Source organism: Asticcacaulis sp. AC402, from assembly GCF_000495835.1.
GTDB lineage: Bacteria > Pseudomonadota > Alphaproteobacteria > Caulobacterales > Caulobacteraceae > Asticcacaulis.
Map to the genome: position 1 here is coordinate 13,277 of NZ_AWGC01000002.1, position 22,405 is coordinate 35,681.

Sequence of the window (22,405 nt, forward strand, 5' to 3'; positions counted from 1 at the left end):
CTTCAATGGGGAGGTGGCGAGCAAGCGCAAGCCGAAGGCTTAAGCGCGTCGAGACGGAGGGGGCCTCTTTCCGATGATCACCCCGCCTTCAGCACAACCTTCCCGGCCCTCAATCCCTCCGCCGAAGCCGTCACCGTAATCGAGCCTGGCGATTTGCCAACCTGAACAATCGCACTGCATAATCCGTTGAAGGCCTTGCGTTGGCTGGCCTTGTCCGGCTCATGGCTGTTGGGGTTACCATTGCCGACACCGATGACCGAGCCCGAGCCTGCGACCTCGAACCGGATCAGATTTTCCGCTTTCGGCACCGGCCGGCCCCTGGCGTCGACAACTTCCGCCCGCAACACCGCCGCATCCATGCCGTCGGCCATCAGTCCGGTACGGTCTGCCGTCAGCACCACACGCGCTGCCGGTCCGGCCGTTTCGCGCTTGTCCTTCAACACCACCTTGCCCTTATTGTAACCGAAGGCCTCAATTCTGCCGGGGGCATAAGGCACCGACCATTCCAGGTGACGGTTGCGCGGCATGGCCTTCTTGCCTGCCGACTTGCCGTTGACGAACAGTTCGACCTCTTCGCAGTTGGAATGGGCCCAGACCGAAATCTCCTGGCCCTCCTTGCCCTCCCAGTTCCAGTGCGGCAGAAGGTGCAGCAGAGGCTCCGGACGCCACCAGGCGCGGTAGTAGTAGTAGTTGTCCTTGGGGAAGCCGCAGGTGTCGAACACGCCGAACTGCGACGAGATGCTGGGCCATTTCGAAAACGGCGTCGGCTCGCCGCGATAATCAAACCCGGTCCAGATGAAACCGCCGGCCACATACGGCTTATCCGCGGCATGGGTCCACCAGGTCTCCGACGTCGTCGCCCACCATGGCGCCGTGGTGTCGTAGGACGGGACGATATGATTGGCTGCATCCAGGATGTATTCGCCCCGCGTACACACGGTCGAGGCTGTTTCCGAGCCGATCAGCGGAATATGCGGATACTTGGCGTGGAACTCATCGATCAGATGCGTACGGTAGTTAAAGCCGATGACATCGACGACATGGGTCACGCCGTAGCCAAAGCCCTGGTCCATGGCGTAGGTGACACCACGCGTCGGATCCAGCTCATTGGACAGCCGCTTCATCGACCTGGCGACAACGGCGCCACGTTCGGTGCCCTGCTGCGGCTCTTCATTGCCGATCGACCACAGGATAATGGACGGGTGATTGCGGTCGCGCAGAACCATAGTGCGCAGATCGTCCAGCCCCTGCTGGGACGACGTCATCATCCGGACTTCGTCGATGACCAGCAGGCCCAGTTCGTCACAGGCGTCCAGCAACTCCGGCGTGGGCGGATTATGTGAGGCGCGATAGGCATTACAGCCCATCTCTTTCAACAGCTTGAGGCGATAATATTGCAGGGCGTCCGGAAGCGCGGCGCCAACCCCGGCATGGTCCTGGTGGTTACAGGTGCCCTTCAGCTTCAGGTGCTTGCCGTTCAGGAAGAAGCCCAGTTCGGCGTCGAATTTGACATCGCGGAAACCGAAACGGGTGGTGACACCGTCGACCTTTTTGTCACCCAGGCTGAGCGTCGTATCAATCTCATAGAGATGGGGTTCGTCGACCGACCACAGGCTGGGCGCGGCCACAGTGAAGGTCTGGACCACGTCACGAGTCTGGCGCGGCGGCACGGCGATACTCTGGTTGCCGGTATCCAGGGGCAAGGCCTTGCCCGGCTGAAAGACGATCGCCGACACCGTCACGGTCTGCGCGGCATCACTTTCGTTGCGTACCGTGGTGGCAACCTCTACCGTTCCATCGGTCTTCGACCGCACTCGCACGCCGTAAGGCGGAATATGAACCGCATCGGTCTTGACCAGCCAGACATGCCGATAGATGCCGGCGCCTTCGTAGAACCAGCCCTCGCCCAGCGAAGCATCGACCCGCACCGCCACCACATTGGGCTTTTCGTCGGTATTGAGGAAATCGGTGACATCGATATGGATCGGGGTATAGCCGCCCTGATGCTCACGGACGATATAGCCGTTGACCGTGACGACAGCGCTGCGGAAGACGCCGTCGAAGTGAAGCGAAATGCGCTTGCCGGCATCGGCCTTATCCAGGCTGAAACTCTTGCGATACCAGCCGACCGAGGTCTCCGGATACTCCCGGCCAAGTGGCTTGAAGCCGTGATTGGCCGCCGGATCCCAGATCTCGCCGCGGTCATTGGGCTTCAGTTCCGAGGCCTTCGGGTTCGGCACGAACGGAAGTTCGACCGCCCAATCGTGCGGCAGGTTCAATTCCCGCCATCCGGAATCGTCGAACGCGGCCTGGGGCGCCCCGCCCGAATCCGGGCCCTGCTTGGCATAGGTGCGCTGGTCCAGGCCAAAGCCGAAATCCTTGTCGGCGTCATGCAGGTGGCCAAAGGCAAAGCGCCAGCCGTCATTCAACCGGATACGCTGCCGCAGACCCTGGTCGGCGGACTTGACCACCGGCGAATAAGGCTGCGCCTTGGCAGACGCGGCCGGTGCCGCAGCGGCGATGGCGGCGGTGGCCAGCAGATGGCGGCGATTCAGATCCAACATGGCATTTCCCTCGTTAGGCTTTTTGTACGATAAAAAAGAACCGGAGCCCGACACAAGTCAAGCTCCGGCTAGTTGAGGCTCTTCGGGAGAAGAGGTCAGTCCTTAACCGTCACCTCGGCAAGGGCATCACGATAAAAATGCCGTCGACGCCCTCAATGCCGTCCTCGCAGTTGTCAACGATAACATCAGCCTCCTGTTCAAATGGCTCAGGCTTTATATGCCTTCGTCATGTAATAGGGACGACCTAAGTCTCATTTCGTTGAAGCATTCGAACTTGTTCTAGTTTTGGCAAAAGCAATCCCATCCAAACCTTGTAACCTTCTTCGTTCGGATGAACGCCATCGATAAACAAATCAGCCTTTTGTGACCCATCACTATTGACAAAGGCTGGATAGGTATCGAGCCATACAACATTGTCAATTTTATCGACTTCTCCATAAAGTCGACGATTGGCCTTCAAAACAATCGATTTGTTACGATACATATCATTTGTCGGCATGAGAGAATTGACAACAATGGTCGCTGCAGGCCTCAACGCCTGAAGCTTACGGATGACAGCAACCTGTCCCTCCACGACTTTCGTAGCGACATCACCGTTTGTATTCCACGTGTTATTGATTCCGACGAGCAGAACTATAACCTCAGGTTGAATTTCAGGGTTGTCCAACTGTCCAAACCCGCCTTCTTTCTCACTTAGAAGACGCAACAGGACATTTTCTGTTCTATCGCCAGCCACTCCCAAGTTCAGGGCGTAATTCTTTTCACCTGGCCTACCAAATTCGTTGTTCCAATAACCTGCCTGACCCAGCGCCTTTTCACCCATTAGGTGTTGCGTAATAGAGTCACCAACGAACACCAGTTTAACCTGCTTCAATTCAACGCCGCCTCCCAGATCCGCGGCCAGGTCTCGATATCTTTTCCTAACCCATTCGCTGTCTTTCGCGACATGTTTTGCGGCTATACTTGGACTGCCATCAGGCGTTGATGAAGGAAAATCACGAAGTTTCAGGGGCTGCTCGCTGTGGCTCTGGCCCACGCACAGTCCGATAGCAAAAAGTGTAGCCGATACGATTTTTAAAACCAGCTTCCCGTCTTTTCTTGTCAAAGTGACGATCCCCAGATTTGCGCAAGGTACGAAGCCTGAATGCGTGTCTCGCACACACACCGGCAGAATGGAAAGGCTGCGCCAAGGGCGCAGCCCTCTTTACGCGATTAGAGCGGGATGGCTTTAGGTAGAATCGCCATCTCGCTCTACGTTTTTGTTTTGTCGCGCAATTTATCCGAAAAGTGCTGCACACTTTATCGGATTTCGCTCTAGAACTTGGCCCGCACCCCAGCATAGTAGTAGGTGCCGAAATCCTCGTAGCGGCCATGAATATCCGGCGAGCCAAGCGTGGTCTTGTACGGAGCATTGTTCAAATTTTGGCCTTGGAGAACGAGTGAAACCCCGTTTGAAAAGTCGTACGATGCCTGGACATCGACAATGCCTTCAGGTTCATTGCTTTCAAAACCGCCTCCGTCTACCACGCGGGAGAATCTTGACCGGAACCGATAGCTGCCTCTTAGCTCAAAGCCACTTTTGTAGTAGTAGGCGGACAGGGTGCCGACGTTCTTGGACATGTTATTCAGTCCGAGTGTCTCGGCGCTGAAGTTTCGAGAAACCTTCACGTCGCTATCCGCGAGAGCCAGGTTCGCGTAGACACCCAATCCGTCCCATGGCGCCGGCAATTGGTCAAATTGCTGCTGATAAGTGAATTCGATACCCCGTATATACCCGCCTTGCCGATTCACAGGCTGGAAGAACTGAAACAGTGTGCCATCAATGTCAACAAACTGGGAAGATGTGGTGATGTAGTTTTTCAGATTTTTGTGATAGGCCGCAACCGCAAAAAAGTTGTTGGAACCGAAATACCATTCGCTTGTGATATCAATCTGATCAGCCCGAAAGGGTTCAAGCAACGGGTTGCCTCCGTATGCCTGTGGAGCGCCAAAGTCAAAGGCCGAAAAGCCAGCGTTCAGATCTTCAATAGCGGGTCTGGCGATCGTCTGGGCAATTCCCAAGCGCAGGATCCAGTTTTCGTTAGGCCGAAAATTGAAACTTACACTTGGCAGCACATCTGTGTATTCATTGGTCACAACATAGGGTTCTAAACTTGAACCCGCAGGTGTTGCGACCAGTCTTACGCTCGACGACTCATCCTGCGTCTCGACCACTCTAACGCCAGCGTTACCTGTGTAGTCGATACCAAAGAGAGTTCCCTTGAAATCTAATTGTCCGAATACGGCTAACGTCTTTTCATGGACGACCCAGCTTGCTGTTTGGGAATTTGTGGAAGCATTGGTAGGATTATACCCTCCGAAATAGCGATTGGCTACGTCGAAGAAGTTAAACGTCATGAATCTCGGTGCCTGATCCTGCGGCCCGGAATAGGCGCCTAATGCAAAGGGCAAGATCAGATCGGAGGCGATCTGCGTTGGTGCGATCGTCACGTCTTGCTGGCTCGATACCTCGGACTTCTGCCTGTCAGTGGACCTTATACCAAAGATAAACTTGTCGAAAAACTCGCCAGATGCAAAGTCGCGATGGTAGTCAATGCGATAATTGACAGCGTCATCAACTCCGTCTCGGTGGTATGGCACGCTCATTTGCGTGAGAGGGTTCAATGCCTTGTCAGTCAGATCGACATTCAAGGCAATTGTGGTCAGATCAGAACGGGCATCGAACGTAACTGACGGAGCCGGGGCGGATACACTAACATCTGTCAGAATCTCCCCATATTCCGACAGGTAGGTTACGCTGGACGTGGACAAATCTACATCAATCCAGGAAAGATCGTCTAGTTTGTACTTGGCATTGATACCTAGAGAGCTAAAAACGTCGTCACGACGGGAAAAGGTATTCTGGTTTGAAATCCTGATGCCGTTTGGCCGAATATTGTTTGTGATCGTACCGGCGACGAGCTTGTTACCATCAACTACAGAATTACTGTAAGTGTTTGCCCACAGTTGGGAGGTGTTGTTTACGTAGAGCCCAGACGCGTCTTTGTTATATTTGACACTTGAATAGAGCGCGTCGGCCAGGACGAACAAGCGGTCATTAGGTTTGAACGCGAGCGTGCCGAAGGCACCATCCCGCTTATCCTTACCTACGCCTCCCTGATGGAGTACACCATAGGTAACGATGTCATTTTGTCCGTCACCATCCCGGTCCTGATAAGTACTCGGGTTGTAAGACCCGTGCTGGGTGCGAACAGACGAAAACGGCTCGTCTCTCGTAGCAATGCCGAAGGCATAACCGAATTTTTTGTCATCGGAACGCCCCATATAAGAAAGGCTGGCGCGATATCCCGAGTCATCGCCCTGTGCGAATTTGCCGGCAGACGGAGCGAAAACCCGGGTGTAAGCTACTGAGCCCTCATTTTTCCTTACATCCAGAGGATTAATGGTCCTAAGGTCGATACTGCCGGCAATCCCGCCTTCGGGGATGGAGGCCATCGAAGATTTGTATACAAGCACGCCACCGACAAGTTCGGTGGGATACTGATCGTAGCGGATGTTTCTATTCGGCGTGGAACTGGCCAAATCACGACCGTTCATAGTGCCCAGCAGCATTTCGGTTGGGAGGCCGCGAAGTGAGATTTGGCTCGCCGCACCATTGTTCGGATCGCGGTCAGCTGCCAAACCCGGCAAACGCGCCAGAGCATCCGCGATACTAACGTCCGGAAGTTGACCCAGGTCAGTTAAGGAGATCGACTCCACGACGACCTGGGCGTCTCGCTTAACGTTACGTGCTTTTTTTAGCGTGCCGGCAAATTTGCCGCGGACAATTACAACCTGGGCAACGTCGTCGTCAGCCGCCGCACTTGCGCTGCTGACAGGCTGGGCATTTACAGGGCCCGCGACGCTTTCGGTCGTGGCCGTTTGCATCGAGGCGCGGACGATGACGGCCGAGTTGCCATCCTGGGTGCGAACATTGAGGCCCGTACCGGCAACCAGTTGCGTCAGGGCGGCGTCGACTTTCAAGGGGCCTTTGACGGGATTGGTCCGGACGCCACGCAGATCGTCCGCCGACGCCAGGACCTGCAGGCCCGACTGTTGGGCGAACTGCGGAACTGCCGTGACGGCGTCCTGGGCGGGAATGTTGAAGCTTCTGGTGGCCTGGGCGTAGGCCGGCGCAGCTATAACGGCAACCGCGGCCGACGCCATCAGCGCGCAGCGCAGACCGTTGTGCAAGTAAGACATGAGTTAGGCTCCCTGTGTTCTCTTTGTTGATCGGAGCCCGGTCGATTGAACCTTCTTCTCCCGCCCCGTTAACGGGGCAAGCGCTACGAAAGTATAGCTTTCGCGAGCGCAAGGACGGCGAAGCGGCGGGAGGGGCTTTTCCGTCAGTGGAATGGCCCCTGCCGTCTCATGGCATCGCCATGATCCACCTCCCCGGTCAACAGGGGAGGAGAAGGCAGTTCAAGCTAGATCCGTTGTGGCTCCGGGGGCGCTTTCGGCCCCCTACATACAAAGATGCGGCGCAGAAATTTTTCCGCCGAATTTGTACGATTTATTATCGGCCGGCTGAGACTGTGCCAATGATGATACGGTCTTCCCCGATGCTGACCGGCACCTCCAGCGCGATATGAACCGCGCGGGCAAAGCTTTCGGGCTGGTCGACCTGAAAACCTCCGACCAGTTCGGCGTTACGCAAAGCCGGGTCGGCGATGATGATTTCTCGATCATTGTAGCGGTTGAACTCTGCCACAGCCTCGGACAGGGCCGTGCTGTTCAGCATGATCTGACGGTCGCGCCAGGCCAGCTTGCGTTCGACCTCTTGCGGCCGGTGGGCGGCGCGGATTGTGTCCTGCTCAGGCACAAACGCCTCGGCGCCGGCCTTCAGGGTTATGCGCCCGGACGGATCCTTGACGCTCCATGCCTCGACGACACCCTCGGTGACCAGGACATCAGCGCCCCCGTCATGGCGGCGAACGCTGAAGGCCGTGCCAACCGCGCGAACACGGATATCGCCGGCGGTGACGACAAACGGCGCATCGGGATTTTTGGTGACCTGGAACCAGGCCTCGCCCTTGACCAGATCGACATGGCGCATGTCGTCCTTCATGGCGACATCAATACGGCTGTCGGTATTGACGGCCGCGATCGATCGGTCTTCCAGAGGCACATTGCGCAGTTCACCGTGGCCGGTTTCAAGGGTTACACGGCTGGCCAGATGCACGGCTACCGCCGCCCCGCCGGCAACCGAAGCCGCCATGACCCCGCCCAGCACATAGCGGCGGCTGCGTTCGGCCTTGCGGCGCTTGATGCCCGCCGCCATTTCGCGTCCCGCCACGCCCACACCATGCGTTATCACCTGAGCCCGGTCCAGCAGGGTCCAGGCCGCTTCGGCGCGCAGGTACGCGCCCGCGTGGCGCGGGTCAGCATCGTGCCAAGCCATAAACGCGACGCGCGCGTCGTCGTCGGGGTCCGCATACATGCGGGCCACCCAGGACGAAGCCTGCGCGTCGATCGGCGTTTCAGTCTGCAGCTTGGGCGGCATGCACGGCTCCGAAAGGGGCAGAATCGGCAGGTCTGCCTGCCGCGGGTTTGGCGGCGGCGAGGCGCTCCAGGATAAGGCTCAGGCCTCGGGCGGTTTCCTTCTCGACGACGTTCTCAGTCAGGCCGAGCGCACGGGCGGTCTCCGCCTGCGACAAGCCGTGCACCTTGCGCAGTTCGAAAACGCTGCGGCAGCGATCAGGCAGGCCTTTGATCAGGTTCAGGACCCGATCCAGTTCGGCCCGCGCCGAGGCACAGACTTCCGGACTGGGCGTGTGGTCGGCAATGCCGAGGTCGTCGATATTGTGTACCGTCATGATCGACACCACGCGGTTGCGCCGCACCTGTTCCAGGACGATGTTGCGCGCCGAACGGAACAGATAGGCGCGCGCATCAGCGATGTGATCGACGCGATCCATCCGCAGCAGACGGCAGTAGACCTCCTGGACGATATCGTCGAGTTCATCGGTCTTGACACCTAGACGTCGCAGCCACAGGCGCAGGACATGCTCGTGTGGCAGGATTTGGGTTGCTACGAAGGCCAGCAGGACCTGACGCTTCTCCACGGATGAGAAGGTCATGTCCGCACCGCCGTTAGAGCGCATCCCGAAAAGAGTGCCACACTTTTCGGATAAAGAGGCGCGTAAAAACATAAACTTAGAGCGCCGATCCGATTCTTCCGGATCGAAACGCGCTCTAAAACATAGACGCGTGGCATGGGGGTTTCCGCCGTTTTTCTGTTATCGGCGGAAATGATAACACAATAATGATCGCAAACCAGTCAATTATACTACAATATCATAGCTGTGACGCCAGAGTAACGGTGCCGCCGGCTTCCGGTATCTTCACGTCCTGAACCTCGGCATCGCCGACGGCAGCTTGCGTAGCAGCAACTGCCGCGATGATCTCGCTGCCGGGCCGCAGCCAGGCCTTGTAAACGAACTGGCCTCCGTCCTTTATCATCGGCACGATGACCCCATCGGTGAAATCCCCGGCCAGGAACTGCGCCGGCTGGCCGGTATCGGCGACGGCGAAGGTGACCTCGACCGGCCAGACATAGTCGGCCTTCGGCCATTCGATCGCCGGGACGGCCTTGCCCTTGAAGTCAAAAAAGGCGGCGTTTTCCCACGATGAGCCCGTACCCCAGCGCGTCTTGCACTTGGTCGACACCCAGGCCGGCTCCCAGTAAACGACGCCCGCGCCGCCCGAATCGAGTGTCAGTTGCATCAGGTCATGCATATATTTCGCCTGGCCTTCGGGGGTGATGGGATAGCCCGGCAGGATCGAATCCGTCCCCAGCAGGTTGCCCATCTCATCATTCCAACTGTCGGTGAAGGCGTAGGCGGTTTCGACGACGACGACCTCTTTGCCGAAGCCGTGATGGACGCGACGCATAGTCTCTGCCAGCTGCTGCAGGTTATATTTCGACCATTTGCGGTAATAGCTGATGCCAATGATGTCGTAATCGGTAACCCCGGCGGCGTGCGCCGCTTCAAACCACGGCTCGACGTTTTCGGGCTGGGCGATGTGCAGCATGATGTCAGGTTTTACGGAACTGCCAGCCGAAGCATCGCGCACGGCCTTGATGCCGGCGTTGAACAGCAAGGCATTGCGCGTCCAGTTGATGGGAAGTTTGGCGCCTTCCAGCGACGACACGATCTCGTGGTTGCTCTCGTTGCCGACCTGGACCATGTCCGGCATGAGGCCCTTGGTGTTGAGGTAGGTCAGCGTATCGAAGGTGAAGGCGTAAAGGGCATCAGCCTGCTGCTGGTCGCTCAGACCTTCCCAGGCGGCGGGCGCCAACTGCTTTTCTCCGTCGGCCCAGTCGTCGGAATAGTGGAAGTCGAGCAGGACCTTCTGGCCCGAGGCGCGTGACGCGGCCAGAGTCTTTTCGGCGTCGGCAAGGTCGGAATACTTTGTCCAGGTCGGATTGTTCCACAACCGGACGCGAACCAGATTATGGCCCGACTTGGCGAAGATCTTATAGGGATCGGTTTCGCCGTTGTAGCTGTATCTGGCGCCGCAGTCCTGCATTTCGTTGACGTAGGACAGGTCGGCGCCAAACCAGTAGTCGCGGGCGGATGCAGAGGTCCCAGCGATCAGAGCCAGCAGGGACAGGGCGGTGAGCGTAAAGTGTTTCATATCAACCCAGATGTTTGGCGGCCGCTTTTCCGCCGAAAAAAACCAGATCACCCTCGCTTCTCCTCGAAAAGCCACGGTTGGCTAGGTCTTTTCTTCTGCTCCTGGCAGACGGAGAGAAAGACCTTTGTTCCCATAACTAGCGGAAAATGTCGACCGGCACCAGCCGACAAGGAAGGGCGTATCAGCCCCAGCCGTCGACAAAGCCCTTGCGTCGGCCATTGGCCATGTCGGGCGTCGACATCATCAGGGGCTTCGGACGGCCCAGGTGATACCCCTGGCCAAAGCCAATCCCCATCTCGACGCACAGGTCCACCATGTCCTCGTCCTCGATCATCTCGGCGATGACCTCGGTTTTCAGTTCGGTGCACAGGCTGCTGACGGAGCGGATCAGGGCACGCTGGCGCGGATTGTCGCGGGCGTCCTTGAGGAAAGGTCCATCGATCTTGACATAGTCGACGTCAAAGCTGCGCAGATAGGCATAGGCTGCCGCACCGGCGCCGAAATCGTCGAGACAGACTTGATAACCCGTCCGCCGGAGCCAGCGCAGGAAGGTGCCCACCGCGTCCAGTTCCTTGATTTCGCTCGACTCCGTCAATTCGAACATCAAATGGTTCGTAAGGTCGCGATGCGGCATCAGCAACTGGCGAAGACTCTCGCGGAACGCCTCCGTCTCAACCGAAGCGCCGGACAGGTTGACCGCAATGCTGACATCCGGACGCGCCTGCAACATCTCGACGGCCTTTTTGCAGACCGCCAGATCGAAATCCTGCATCAGCCCCAGTTGTTCGCTCACACGTATGGTCTCGTAGGGCGAGCGGCCGTCCGCGAAGCGCATCAGGGCTTCATAGTGATGGATCTTGCGGTCCTTAAGTGACACAACCGGCTGGTAAAACAGGCTGAAGTTGCTGTCTTCGATCAGGTTTCGAATCGAGTCGAAATGCTTCACCGTTTCGGCCATGGCGGACTTCAAGCTCTCTTCAAGCGACCTGACGGCCGTCTTTTCCGGCTTGCAAAAATTTGTAACGGCAAAGCTGAGCGCGCGGGCGACGCTTTCCTTGTCGAGATTTCCCGTCGCCAGTTCGAGGCTCATGACTGTCGGCACGAAGCTGTTTTCGGCCAGGCCGGCGGCGACCGCCACAGCCTTGAACTCACGACTCAGGCTCTCGGGCGTCGAGACATCGCCATGCGCCGGCGGCAGGTAGCTGAACTCTTCGGCAGACAGACGCGCGGCCGATGTACCGCCAAGGGATTGGGCGCGCAGGACAGAGCCGATTTCGCCCAGGAGCGCGTGCGCCTGCTGTTTGGGAAGGCCGCGAACGGCGGTGGACAAGCCTTTCAGGCGGACCATCTTCATCACGCGCGGCGCCTTGGCCGCATCGCTGTCCAGAACCCTGTTTGCCACATCCTGAAAACCGGAAGAGTCAAGCAGGCCCGAAGTCGCGTCAAGGCTGGGCAGGACGACATTGGACAGGACGGTAAGACTGAGGAAGGTATGGTTGTTCTGGGTGGGCAGGTGGCAGGCGCCCAGATTGATCAGCAGCGGCGGCTTGTCGCCTTGATCGAGGCGTAGCGAACACGGCTCTATCCGACCCAGACGCTGCGCCCGCTGCAACAGTCGGCGCGCAAAGGAGCGATCGGCCAGGATAAAAATGTCGCAGACATCGCTGCCGGCGACTTCTGAGGCCAGATTGCTCAACAAGGCCTGGGTGGCGCCAACCGTCTTGACGATTCGGAAGTCTGTGTCGACTTCGACAAGCAGGTCGGCGGCGGCCAGTGAGAACGCCATGTACCGGTCGCGCTGGTTCTTGAAGTCGTCACTCATGCGGTCGTCCCCGTCAGGCCAGCCTCATTGGGCGGGCGGGCTGCAGCCGACAACTATGCCAGTGACGTGTTAATTTTGACTTATACCAACCCTCGATGACCTTGACTCATCGTGGGTTGGCAAGCGCGCCAAAGAACGTTCTGGGGCGCCCGAGCTTTTGCGAGGCGCCATGGGGGACGCCTAGTCCGGCGCTTAAGCTGAAAAAATGCGAATACCAAGCGTCATTCTTCAAGAGGCTTGGAGTTAGAGGCAATCCGATAAAGTGGACGCCACTTTATCGGATTGCGCTCCAGACGTTCTGACCTATGGTATTAAAGGTCCAGCTTCATGTCCTGAAGCAGGGCCTTGAGGTATTCACGGTTGATGCGGTCCTCATCGACCGGCGCCAGGCGTGCCGCAGCCTGGCTGCTAGGTCGCACATATTCGTTAACCGCACCATTGGAGCGTAGGGAATCGATGGGGGCGCGCATCGGGCGCGGCGCAATAAACTGCGCCGATTCGATCGCCCTGGCCGGACCTTCCACCCACTGGACGGGGATTTCGAACCAGAAGTTCGAACCTTCGCCCTGACGCGAGACGACACCGATATGACCACCCAGCAGATCGACGATGGCTTTGGAAATCGAGAGCCCAAGTCCGTTGTTGCTCTTGCGGTTACCTGAAACATCACCGCCGATGTCGCCGCCGTTGAACAGGCTCAGCGACTGGTCTTCGCTCATGCCAACGCCGGTATCGCGGACCGAAATCCGTAACCATTGGCCGTTATCGATCGTGACCTGCGAGGCGGTGACATTGATCAGGCCGCCGCGTGTGAACTTGCAGGCATTGCTGATCAGGTTCTGCACCACCTGGCGCAGACGCATGGAATCGAGGCGGGCATAGGGATTGTCGAGATCGACGAAATGCGCTGTCAGTTTTGTCTGGCCTGACTGGGCCTGTGGCGCGAACTGGTTGACGATATCCTTGATCAGGTTGACAACATTGACCGACTCTTCGGCCGAATGGGCATGGTCGTCACCGCGTGCCGGCACGGCATCCAGGGCTGAGACGTCGACCGTGTCCTTGACGAGCGACTGCAGGGCCTTGGCCGATTTCAGCAGGTTGGTGGTGTAGGCGGCAATGTCCGGGTTGTCATGGCGTTGCTCGTTCAGCAGGCGGGCATAGCCCAGGATGTTGTTGAGCGGCGTCTTCAGTTCGTTGGTAATGTGCGTCAGGAAGCTGTTCTTGGCTTCGTTGATGTCCTCCGCGTTCATACGGGCGCGGATAAGTTCTTCCTGGTCGGAAACCCCTTCGGTGATGTCGCGCACGACGCCACACAGGCGGATCGCTGTGCCCTTGTCGTCATATTCGACACCGCCCTTGGTGCGGATGTTGCGGTTGACCTTGTCCTTGCGGCGCAGGATCTCGACATTGAAATCGAAGTCTTCGCCATAGTTTACGGCGCGCTGGAACTTGTCGATAATCAGCTGTTGATCGGCCTGCTCGTAGATGTCGAGCTGGGTGGCAACGCGCGGTTTGTAAGACTTGGGCGACAGGCCATAGATGGCGTAGAGGCCCTTGGACCAGGTAACTTCGCGCGTCTTCAGGTCAATTGCCCAGTGGCCGATGCCTGTCATGTCCTGGGCGAGATCGAAACGGATCTGATTGGACTTCAGCTCGAACAGGATGTCGTTGCGCTCGACCGTGTTCTGCGCGAGGGCAATGGTGGTGGCGGCATTGTTGGCGAACTGGCGGAACAGCGCCAGCTTCTGGGCGGTGAAGTCATGGCGCGGCTGGCGTTCGCTGAGGATCATCACCCCCAGGACAACGCCGTCGGAGACCAGCGGCATATCGACGTAGAAACGCAGCTTCGGCCCATTGAGCACGGCGGCTTCCAGGAAGTAGCGTGCGTCGGCGGTGGCGTCCGGAATCAGCAGGGATTCGCCCGGTATCAGTTTGCGCTGGCAGAAGGAAATGTCGTCCAGCAGGGTTTCGTTGCTGAAGCCGGTGGTACCCTTTACGGCCAGCTGATTGCCCTCGTACAGCTTGATAATGGCCAGCGGGGTGTCGAACAGACCCGCCGCCAGTTCGCACACCGACTTGCAGATACGGCCGAATTCCAGCTCGCGTTCGTGGGCATGGGCATTGCCCTTGGCATCACCTTTTTGGTGCGCCATGGCATGGGCATGAGCCGTGTCTTCTGCAAATTGGGACATAGGTAAACCTTCTTGATGCGCGAAGGTTAACCAAAAAGGTTTACCCATTTGTAAATGAAAGCCTTAACCACGCGTTATGGTTAGGCTTTTCACGCCCTGTTCCGATTTTACGGGTAGATTCGTTTCGCAAAGGTATTTTACGCACCTGTTGCCGCAGGATTTTTTCCATGGGCTTCCCCCTGGCCAGATCGTCGATCAGTTTGTCGGCGTAGTGAATTTCCCGCATGAGGAGACCTTCGGTGCCTTCAATCGGTGCGTCACAGATCTTGGCTGTGATCAGTTGCCGCGACGGGTGGATGTGCGGGGCTTGCGCAAGGAAGGACTCGATATCGGTTTTCGCGGTCAGGTGGGCTTTCAATCGCGCCTGACTGTAGCCGGTCAGCCCGTGCACGATCTGGTCGACCTCAGCCACGGTCCGACCCCTGATGCTGGTGTCTGCTCGTGGTCAAATCCTTCGCTTAAATCTGGTAAATCGTGATCACAATATGCTATCCCGGGCTCGACACAAGGAGCCTGACATGACCGCCAATTCCGATCTCGCCGCCCGCCGCGCCGCTGCCGTTGCCCGCGGAGTCGGTCACGCCACCACCCTCTTTGCCAGCCGGGCTGAGAACGCTGAACTCTGGGACGCCGATGGCAACCGCTTCATCGATTTCGCTGGCGGCATCGCCGTGCTCAATACCGGCCACCGCCACCCGAAGGTTCAGGCGGCGGCCCTGGCCCAGATGGACGCCTTCACCCATACCGCCTTCCAGGTCGTGCCCTACGAATCCTATATTGCCCTTGCCGAACGACTCAACGCCCTGGCGCCCATCGACGGACCGGCCAAGTCGGTCCTGTTCACCAGCGGCGCCGAAGCGGTCGAAAACGCCGTCAAGATCGCCCGCGCCCATACGAAACGCGACGGCATCATCGCCTTTTCCGGCGGCTTCCACGGCCGCACCGCCCTGACCTCGGCGCTGACCGGCAAGGTCGTGCCGTACAAGAAGGACCTCGGTCCACAACAGCCCGGCATCTATCACCTGCCCTTCCCCGTCGAGGCGCACGGTATCGACACTGCGGACACGCTGAAGATGCTCGACTATCTGTTCAAGGCCGACATAGCGCCGGACGCGGTCGCCGCCATTATCATCGAACCGGTCCAGGGCGAAGGCGGCTTCCTGATTACCCCACCCGAACTGATGCGTGCCCTGCGCAAGATCTGCGACGACCACGCAATCCTTCTGATTGCTGACGAGGTCCAGACCGGTTTCGGACGTACCGGCAAGCTGTTTGCCATGGAAAACTATGACGTCAAGCCCGACCTGATGACCATGGCCAAGTCGCTGGCCGGCGGGTATCCGCTGTCGGGCGTGGTCGGCCGCGCCGAGGTCATGGACGCGCCCGTGGTCGGCGGCATGGGCGGCACCTATGGCGGCAATCCGGTCGCCTGCGCCGCCGCGCTCGCCGTTCTGGAGGTCATTGAAGACGAAGGCCTGCTCGACGCTGCCAACCGGCAGGGTGCCAAGATCAAGGCTCGCCTAGAAGCGATGTCACAGCGCAACGACCTTGTTGCCATGTCGTCGATCCGCGGGTTGGGCGCCATGATCGCTTTCGACATCGTCACGGAACGCGGCAGCTTCACCCCGGACGCCGCCGCCACAAAAACCGCCTGCGTGAAGGCCCAGACCCACGGCCTGATCCTGCTGTCGTGCGGCGTCTATGGCAACACTATCCGGCTGCTCGCGCCCCTCACTATCGCAGACGACCTGCTTGACGAAGGGCTCGACAAACTGGAAGCCGCGCTCAGGGTGTAACCTTGGCGCGAATAAAGATGTTGCCTGTCAGCCGGCCATGCCTGGGATCGGGGCTGAAATTGAAGTCGTCAGGCAACAGCCCCGAATGCAGCAGCCGACCTGGATAGATCAGGGCGCGATTATAGCGCGCCTCGACCTTGGCCAGTTCAATGAAACCATTGCCATCGCCGTCATGATAACCTCGTGCCGGCGCCAGTTCGAGACCGTCCTGTTCGCGCGCAACCGCGTAGGCCTGAAGACGATCCTGCGACAGGGTTTCAAAACCCGTTCGCTGATGGCGGTAAAACGCCGTCCCCCCGGCTGGACGTTTTGACAGATAATGCAGGATGGCGAAACTTTCGGCATCCGGGTAGTCAAAATGCGGAATGGACTGCAACGGCTGCAGGTCATCGGGCGCGGTCGTCACCAGGGAAAATCCCGCATCGAGGATGTCATAGCCGGTGACGCCGTAAACCGAGAGCATCAGGGGTATCAGGGATTGGCAAACCACGCGCACATAGTCGAAAGCCTCACCGTCCTGGGGGAGGATACGGTGGCGGCGACCGGGATAGTAGTGACCCGTCTGGCTGGGAAATGGGGCCAAATCGGTTGCGAGCTGAACAAGATAGTCGGGATCTTCAACAAAATTGTCGATGATGACCACAGAGGTTTCTTCCGCACCAATCTTTATGGTCTGTACCGACACGCCCGGCTCCTTGATTATTCCTGCCCCTTACTGACGCAAAATCCCTTGTGTTGCAATTCCTGCTTAAGCTTCTAGAGCGCGATGGCTTTAGGTAGAATCGCCATCTCGCTCTAAGTTTTTGTTTTGTCGCGCAATTTGTCCGAAAAGTGGCTTCCACTTTATCGGATTGCGCTAGAGCGCGATGGCTTTAGGTAGAATCGCCATCTCGCTCTAAGTTTTTGTTTTGTCGCGCAATTTGTCCGAAAAGTGGCTTCCACTTTATCGGATTGCGCTCTAGTTTGCGGAAAACCCAAAGAGGACGTCACATGGCCGCGGACATAGCCTTAAATCCCAATCCACATATCGAGATCTGGAAGTTCGGCCACGACAACGAACCCGTCTTCATCGCCGACAATGTCCTCGCCGACCCCGACGCCCTGCTTGCCAGCGCCAGGATGGACAGTTTCGGCGCGCCCCCGCAAAAATCATGGTATCCCGGCCTGGTTGCGCCCGTGCCTGATCTCTACCGAAAAATTGTGCTGGACGTCTTGAGACGTCCGATGGCGCAGGTGTTCGGGATGCACCCTGACTACAATGCCGGTTCCTACGGCTTTTTCGGTTTGACCACGCAGGGCCCTGACGACATGTCACCCAACCAGGTGGCGCCACACACCGATACCCATCGCCTGCACAGCTTCGCCACGGTGCATTATCTCAGTCATGGCGACTTTGGCGGCACCGCCTTCTATCGCCACAAGTCGACCGGTTTTGAACTGATCACCCCCAGCCGAAGCGCCAAGTTCGCCCATTTCCGCCGTCAGGAACTCGCCGAGCGTGCCGGCAAGCCGCTGTCGGAAATCCGCGACCTGTATGAGGAGATTGCCTATGTCGAGCCCAGATTCAACCGGCTGATACTGTACCGGGCCGGGCAACTTCATTGTGCCAAGATGGGTGAAGGCATACAGCTCAGCAAGGATCCCGCCGCCGGGCGGCTGACGGCGAACCTGTTCTTCAATTCAGAAGGTTGAGCTATCCGGCCGCCACCAGGCGCGCAGAGGTGGACGCACAGTGGCGGTTGATGAAGTCCTCATGCAGCGGCAGGGTTTTGACCCGCTCTGTTACAAGGGTCCGCCAACGACCCAAATGCAGGCGTAAGTCGTCATCTTCCAGGGCATCAGCTGCCGGATGGTAGTCCTGGGGCACCAGACCCTGGCCGGTCAGGACTGCAACCCAACTCACCTCTTTGAACAGGTCGGGTTCACGCGACAGAGTCTGACAGGTGGAGCGAAAAACGTCGAGGCGCGCCTGCAGGCTGTCAGGTACGCTCATCTGCTGCACCTGGCGCCAGAACGGGGTGTCGTCGCGTTCGGTCACCTTGTAGTGGGCTATGATGAAGTCCTTGATGTTCTCATAATCATGCTCGACCTGTCGGTTGTACTCATCGACGATATGCGGGTTGAAACCATGGCGCGGGAAAAGTGCCAGGAATTTGAAAGCGCCTGACTGGACAAGATGAATACTGGTCGATTCCAGAGGCTCCAGGAATCCGCTGGCCAGACCCAGGGCAACAACGTTCTTGTTCCAGGCCTTGTTGCGACGCCCGGTAACGAAGCGAAGGATTTTCGGATCGGCCAATGGCTTGCCGTCGAGACGCGCCAACAGGGTCTGCGCCGCCTCATCCTCGCTGATGAAATCGTTGCAGAAGACATAGCCGTTGCCGGTACGATGCTGCAACGGAATGCGCCATTGCCAACCGGACTCGCGTGCCGTGGCGCGGGTGTAGGGGGTCAGAACCTCGACACGCTCGCACGGCACGGCAGCGGCCCGGTTCATCGGCAGCCAGCGACTCCAGTCGGTATAGCCAGTTTTCAGGGTCTCCTCGATCAGCAGGCCGCGAAAACCGGAGCAATCGACGAACAGGTCGCCCTCGATGACGCGGCCATCGTCCATCTGCACGGAGGTCAGATAGCCAGTTTCCGGATTTTGGTTGACCTGGACGATGCGACCCTCTTGCCGCACGACGCCGCGTTGCTCGGAATATCTGCGCAGGTAACGCGCATAGAGGCCGGCATCGAACTGAAAAGCATAGTTGATGTTCGGCTTGCCGTTCTCAGGCTTGACCCGGCCAAAACGCCCCTGCAGAGCGGCTTCGGTCTCGGCATTGTATCTGCCGATATCGACCTCACCAGCGCCGCGCTGAAGATAGTGGCGGAAATAATAGTGCGGAAAGGTAAATCCATCGATTTCAATGCCAAACAGGCCGAACGGGTGGAAATAACTTTGCCCCTTCTTACGCCAATCAGCGAATTGGATGCCCAGCTTGAAGGTCGCATTGGTCTCCCGGACAAATTCATACTCATCGATACCGAGAAACTGGTTGTACTGGATGATGGCCGGGATGGTGGCCTCACCTACACCGACCGTTCCGATCTCCTCGGACTCGACCAGGGTGATATCGTAAAAATTCGGATCGAGAGCCTTGACGAAGCAGGCGGCTGCCATCCAGCCGGCGGTGCCGCCACCAACAATGACGATTTTCTTGACGACAGACTGCATCTACTTGTCTCCTAAACCGGGACCGGCGCCATACCAAGATGCGTTTCCATCGGCTTCATCGGACCGACCGTCGCGCGAATAAAGCCCAGCATGCTCTGGAACTGGCGGATGGCTTCGGCCTCGTCCGTCTGATCGACCAGCGGGTCATAGGCCTGAGGGATCAGGCCGTGGCCCAATAGCATGGCAATCCAGTCATCCTCTTCGAACGTTTCATCGTCGTAGAGAGCCAGACTGCCGCGGGCAAAGAAGAGCTCGAGCTTGTAGCGCAGCAACTCCGGGACCTCGATCTGGCGGCAATGGTCCCACAGGGGCTGACCAAAGCGCTGGTTCAGCAGGTAGTGGCACATCTGATAATCGCGCACGCGCTCGAAGGACGCGCTGACATTACGATTGTATTCCTTGCTTTCCAACATGCTGTTGCGATCGAGCGGGAACAGCGAAATCAGGTGCGCGAGGCCGATGAAGTTGGCGTGCATGCGAACGCTGTCAATCGGGTCCAGCACCACGGCCGCTTCACCAATGGCGACACAATTTTTTTCCCAATAGACCTTGCGTGTTCCGGCGGTGAAGGGGGTGATTACCGGGTCGGGATTAAGGCGCATGGATGACACAATAGCCGCCGCCTCAAAGGCTTCTTCGGCGGTCAGGTCGAGGCTGGCATAAACCTGCTGGATCGCCGTGCAGTTCTGCAATGGGTATATACCGACCCAACCCGATCGGAAGGCCGCAACCTGGCTGAATGAAGGTAAGGGCGCCAGGGGCGGACCATAGGTCGTTAGCAGCCGGTCGCACGGCAGCAGATGGTTCCACGACTCAAACGCAACACCCATGGCCTTGCCCAGGAGTTCACTGTCGGCACCCGTCGCGTCGATGAAAAAGTCGCCTTCGACGGTCTGGCCGTTCATGAGTTTGAGCGCCGTGATGCGTCCGTCCGCGGCATCTCTGATAACCTCGGCCAGTCGGGCGGCAACGTGACCCACCTTGCGTTCCAGGGCAACGGTTTTCAGGACGCGGCAATACCCCTGGGCACCCAGGTTGTAGGCATAGTTGCAGTTGGCAAAGCCATCCGTGGCTTCCCCCGGAATAAAGAACCTGCCTTGCCGGGCAGCAACGGCGTTGATCGAAAAATCGTCGAATTCTGCCTTGAGACCCGCGGCCCGGGCCTTGACCCAATGATGGTGAAATGGAACGCGATTAATCGACTGCCCGTAGGTCGAGTAGGCATGGATGAACGGCGGACGTGTTTTTGAGAAATTGGCAAAGCGCTGACCCAGGCTGTAGGTCGCCTGAGACGCGCGCATCATTGGCGCTTCTTCTATGCCCATCAAGCCATGATAGGCCTCTTGCTGCTTAAGCGTCGGATAAACGTCGCCCGGGCGCAACAGAGACGGTAGTTCGATGACAGTGATGTCAAGACCGGCCTGGTGAAAAGCCCGCCATAAGACGTTGGCAGTCAGCCATAGCGACTCATCGCGCCCAATAATGACCACCTTCGAAACGCGATCGGTCTCAGCCATGGACAGCGTCCTCCAGCATGACCTTCGCGGTCGGATCGAAACAGTAGTCGTTCAGAAACTGCTCATGTGTCGGCAGGGCGGCAACATTGACCAGGACGCGCTGGCGCACATCGGCCATCTGTTCCAGGATGGTCGCAAGATCCATATTGTCAACCTGACGGTCGTAGTGGTTCGGCAACACGCGCTGACCGACATAGACAGCGATCCAACTGGGCGGCGCGAACAGGCCGTCCTTATAGCGATGGATATGGCCGCGGTGGCGGAAGGTTTCCATCTTGGCCGTCAGGCTATCGGGCACCGGCATCTCGCGGACATAACGCCAAAGACCGGTCGGGTCTTCCTCAGCTGGCTTCTCGTTGGCGTGGTAGTGCAAGATGAGAAAGTCACGGACACGTTCGTATTCGATATCGACCAGACGATTGAACTCTGCGACCAGCTTCGGGTCGATGTTTTTGCCTGGGAACAGCCGCATCAAAAAGTTGGAGGCGATCTGCGCCAGGTAGATGCTTGTCGATTCGAGAGGCTCCAGGAACCCGCTGGCCAGGCCGATAGCCAGGCAGTTCTTATGCCAGGACTGCTGACGGCGACCGGCCTGGAACTTTAGCAGCCGCGGTTCAGCCTGGGCGGCGCCGTCCAGACCACCCAAAAGGACCTCGGCGGCGCGGTCTTGCGTGGAGAACTGGCTGGAAAAGACATAGCCATTACCCGTGCGGTGTTGCAGCGGAATGCGCCACGTCCAGCCGGCTTCGCGCGAGGTGGCGCGGGTGTAGGGTGTAAAGTCGCCAGCGCGGTCGCAGGGGACAGCCAGGGCGCGGTCGCACGGCAGCCATTGGGTCCAGTCCTCCCAACCCATTTTCAGCGCCTGGCTGATCAGAACGCCACGAAAACCCGAACAGTCGATAAACAGATCGCCCTCGACAACTTCGCCCGAGGCCAGGGTCAGGGACTGTATAAAGCCATCCTCGGGGCGCAGGGTAACATCGACGACCTTGCCCTCGGTGCGTTCCAGACCGCGCGCTGTCGCCCATTTGCGCAAGAAGCGGGCGTAGAGGACCGCGTCGAAGTGATAGGCATAGGCGAAGGTCGACCTTACCGAATTGTCGTCTTCCACCGGAAAATCAAATTTTAAATGCCGGCAGGCCGATATGGCGAAGGAATAGTCCTGAAGATCAGAGACGTGCCCGTTTTGCAGCGCGCGCAACCAGTACTGGAACAGGGGGACACCGTTGATCGCCTGGCCATGAATACCGAAGGGATGGATGTAGCTGTCGCCGATACGCGCCCAGTTTCGAAAATCGATACCCAGTTTGAAGGTGGCATTGGTGGCGCGCATAAACTCCGGTTCGTCAATCTCCAGAAATTTGTTGAAATCATGAATCTGCGGCAGGGTCGCTTCACCGACACCGACAATGCCGATTTCGTCGGATTCGATCAGACGAACCGTGCAAAATTCGGGCTTGAAGGCCTTGCTGAGGGTCGCTGCCGTCATCCATCCGGCCGTCCCGCCACCCAGTATGACGATTTTCATTGGAGACTTGCTCATCAGGACCTCCCAGCGCGGTTCATTTCGCCCAGCTTTTTTGATGTGTTGTCATGAGTAAAGACTTGGCT

General features: G+C 58.2%; 15 protein-coding genes. 2 read left to right on the forward strand and 13 right to left on the reverse strand.

Annotated features, from left to right (window positions below):
• Positions 1-77 precede the first annotated feature (77 nt).
• The 9 genes from galA to ABAC402_RS0119600 all read right to left on the reverse strand — a co-directional run bounded on the left by galA (position 78) and on the right by ABAC402_RS0119600 (position 14,673).
• Positions 78-2,564, reverse strand: coding sequence for a beta-galactosidase GalA (galA, locus tag ABAC402_RS22245; RefSeq protein ID WP_023447829.1), 2,487 nt, complete (start codon positions 2,562-2,564; stop codon positions 78-80).
• A gap of 244 nt (positions 2,565-2,808) precedes the next feature.
• A complete protein-coding gene (locus ABAC402_RS0119595; protein ID WP_031235034.1) occupies positions 2,809-3,669 on the reverse strand; it encodes a GDSL-type esterase/lipase family protein in 861 nt (286 codons plus the stop codon).
• Between the two features lie 209 nt (positions 3,670-3,878).
• Positions 3,879-6,806: a TonB-dependent receptor gene (locus ABAC402_RS22250; protein ID WP_023447831.1), complete on the reverse strand. Its 2,928-nt coding sequence runs from the start codon at positions 6,804-6,806 to the stop codon at positions 3,879-3,881.
• A gap of 313 nt (positions 6,807-7,119) precedes the next feature.
• Positions 7,120-8,106, reverse strand: a complete 987-nt coding sequence (locus ABAC402_RS22255; RefSeq protein ID WP_023447832.1) for a FecR domain-containing protein — start codon at positions 8,104-8,106, stop codon at positions 7,120-7,122.
• Positions 8,084-8,683 carry an RNA polymerase sigma factor gene (locus ABAC402_RS22260; protein WP_031235035.1) on the reverse strand — a complete coding sequence of 200 codons (600 nt, stop codon included), beginning with the start codon at positions 8,681-8,683 and terminating at the stop codon, positions 8,084-8,086. The genes ABAC402_RS22255 and ABAC402_RS22260 overlap by 23 nt, the downstream gene beginning before the upstream one ends.
• Positions 8,684-8,900: 217 nt before the next feature.
• Entirely contained in the window at positions 8,901-10,295 is a 1,395-nt protein-coding gene (locus tag ABAC402_RS22265; RefSeq protein ID WP_023447834.1) for a glycosyl hydrolase 53 family protein, read from the reverse strand.
• Positions 10,296-10,425: 130 nt separating this feature from the next.
• Entirely contained in the window at positions 10,426-12,066 is a 1,641-nt protein-coding gene (locus tag ABAC402_RS22270) for an EAL domain-containing protein (RefSeq protein ID WP_023447835.1), read from the reverse strand.
• Positions 12,067-12,377: 311 nt separating this feature from the next.
• On the reverse strand, positions 12,378-14,261 hold the full coding sequence (locus ABAC402_RS22275; protein WP_023447836.1) for a GAF domain-containing sensor histidine kinase: 1,884 nt from the start codon (positions 14,259-14,261) through the stop codon (positions 12,378-12,380).
• A gap of 40 nt (positions 14,262-14,301) precedes the next feature.
• Positions 14,302-14,673: a DUF2200 family protein gene (locus tag ABAC402_RS0119600; RefSeq protein WP_023447837.1), complete on the reverse strand. Its 372-nt coding sequence runs from the start codon at positions 14,671-14,673 to the stop codon at positions 14,302-14,304.
• 106 nt (positions 14,674-14,779) lie between these two features.
• Between ABAC402_RS0119600 and gabT the strand changes: the two genes are divergently transcribed.
• Complete coding sequence (gabT, locus tag ABAC402_RS22280; protein ID WP_023447838.1) at positions 14,780-16,057, forward strand: 4-aminobutyrate--2-oxoglutarate transaminase; 1,278 nt, start codon at positions 14,780-14,782, stop codon at positions 16,055-16,057.
• On the opposite strand, the gene ABAC402_RS22285 is transcribed toward gabT, so the two are convergent.
• Entirely contained in the window at positions 16,047-16,742 is a 696-nt protein-coding gene (locus ABAC402_RS22285) for a DUF6445 family protein (RefSeq protein ID WP_023447839.1), read from the reverse strand. The two genes, gabT and ABAC402_RS22285, sit on opposite strands and share 11 nt — an antisense overlap.
• A gap of 305 nt (positions 16,743-17,047) precedes the next feature.
• Here ABAC402_RS22285 and ABAC402_RS39060 point away from each other — a divergent pair, with 305 nt between their 5' ends.
• Positions 17,048-17,749, forward strand: a complete 702-nt coding sequence (locus ABAC402_RS39060) for a DUF6445 family protein (RefSeq protein WP_023447840.1) — start codon at positions 17,048-17,050, stop codon at positions 17,747-17,749.
• 1 nt (position 17,750) lies between these two features.
• Here ABAC402_RS39060 and ABAC402_RS22290 read toward each other — a convergent pair whose 3' ends face one another.
• Genes ABAC402_RS22290 through ABAC402_RS22300 form a run of 3 tightly spaced genes read right to left on the reverse strand, consistent with a single transcriptional unit; the run spans position 17,751 to position 22,337 of the window.
• Positions 17,751-19,277: a tryptophan halogenase family protein gene (locus tag ABAC402_RS22290; protein WP_023447841.1), complete on the reverse strand. Its 1,527-nt coding sequence runs from the start codon at positions 19,275-19,277 to the stop codon at positions 17,751-17,753.
• An 11-nt stretch (positions 19,278-19,288) separates the two neighbouring features.
• On the reverse strand, positions 19,289-20,794 hold the full coding sequence (locus tag ABAC402_RS22295; RefSeq protein WP_023447842.1) for a tryptophan halogenase family protein: 1,506 nt from the start codon (positions 20,792-20,794) through the stop codon (positions 19,289-19,291).
• On the reverse strand, positions 20,787-22,337 hold the full coding sequence (locus ABAC402_RS22300) for a tryptophan halogenase family protein (RefSeq protein ID WP_031235039.1): 1,551 nt from the start codon (positions 22,335-22,337) through the stop codon (positions 20,787-20,789). The genes ABAC402_RS22295 and ABAC402_RS22300 overlap by 8 nt, the downstream gene beginning before the upstream one ends.
• Positions 22,338-22,405 lie beyond the last annotated feature (68 nt).

What these genes read in the sequence shown, in the direction of transcription:
- galA (WP_023447829.1), bottom strand. Translation starts at nt 2,564, where the DNA reads ATGTTGGATCTGAATCGCCGCCATCTGCTGGCCACCGCCGCCATCGCC.
- ABAC402_RS22250 (WP_023447831.1), bottom strand. Translation starts at nt 6,806, where the DNA reads ATGTCTTACTTGCACAACGGTCTGCGCTGCGCGCTGATGGCGTCGGCC.
- ABAC402_RS22255 (WP_023447832.1), bottom strand. Translation starts at nt 8,106, where the DNA reads ATGCCGCCCAAGCTGCAGACTGAAACGCCGATCGACGCGCAGGCTTCG.
- ABAC402_RS22260 (WP_031235035.1), bottom strand. Translation starts at nt 8,683, where the DNA reads ATGACCTTCTCATCCGTGGAGAAGCGTCAGGTCCTGCTGGCCTTCGTA.
- ABAC402_RS22270 (WP_023447835.1), bottom strand. Translation starts at nt 12,066, where the DNA reads ATGAGTGACGACTTCAAGAACCAGCGCGACCGGTACATGGCGTTCTCA.
- ABAC402_RS22275 (WP_023447836.1), bottom strand. Translation starts at nt 14,261, where the DNA reads ATGTCCCAATTTGCAGAAGACACGGCTCATGCCCATGCCATGGCGCAC.
- gabT (WP_023447838.1), top strand. Translation starts at nt 14,780, where the DNA reads ATGACCGCCAATTCCGATCTCGCCGCCCGCCGCGCCGCTGCCGTTGCC.
- ABAC402_RS39060 (WP_023447840.1), top strand. Translation starts at nt 17,048, where the DNA reads ATGGCCGCGGACATAGCCTTAAATCCCAATCCACATATCGAGATCTGG.
- ABAC402_RS22290 (WP_023447841.1), bottom strand. Translation starts at nt 19,277, where the DNA reads ATGCAGTCTGTCGTCAAGAAAATCGTCATTGTTGGTGGCGGCACCGCC.
- ABAC402_RS22295 (WP_023447842.1), bottom strand. Translation starts at nt 20,794, where the DNA reads ATGGCTGAGACCGATCGCGTTTCGAAGGTGGTCATTATTGGGCGCGAT.
- ABAC402_RS22300 (WP_031235039.1), bottom strand. Translation starts at nt 22,337, where the DNA reads ATGAGCAAGTCTCCAATGAAAATCGTCATACTGGGTGGCGGGACGGCC.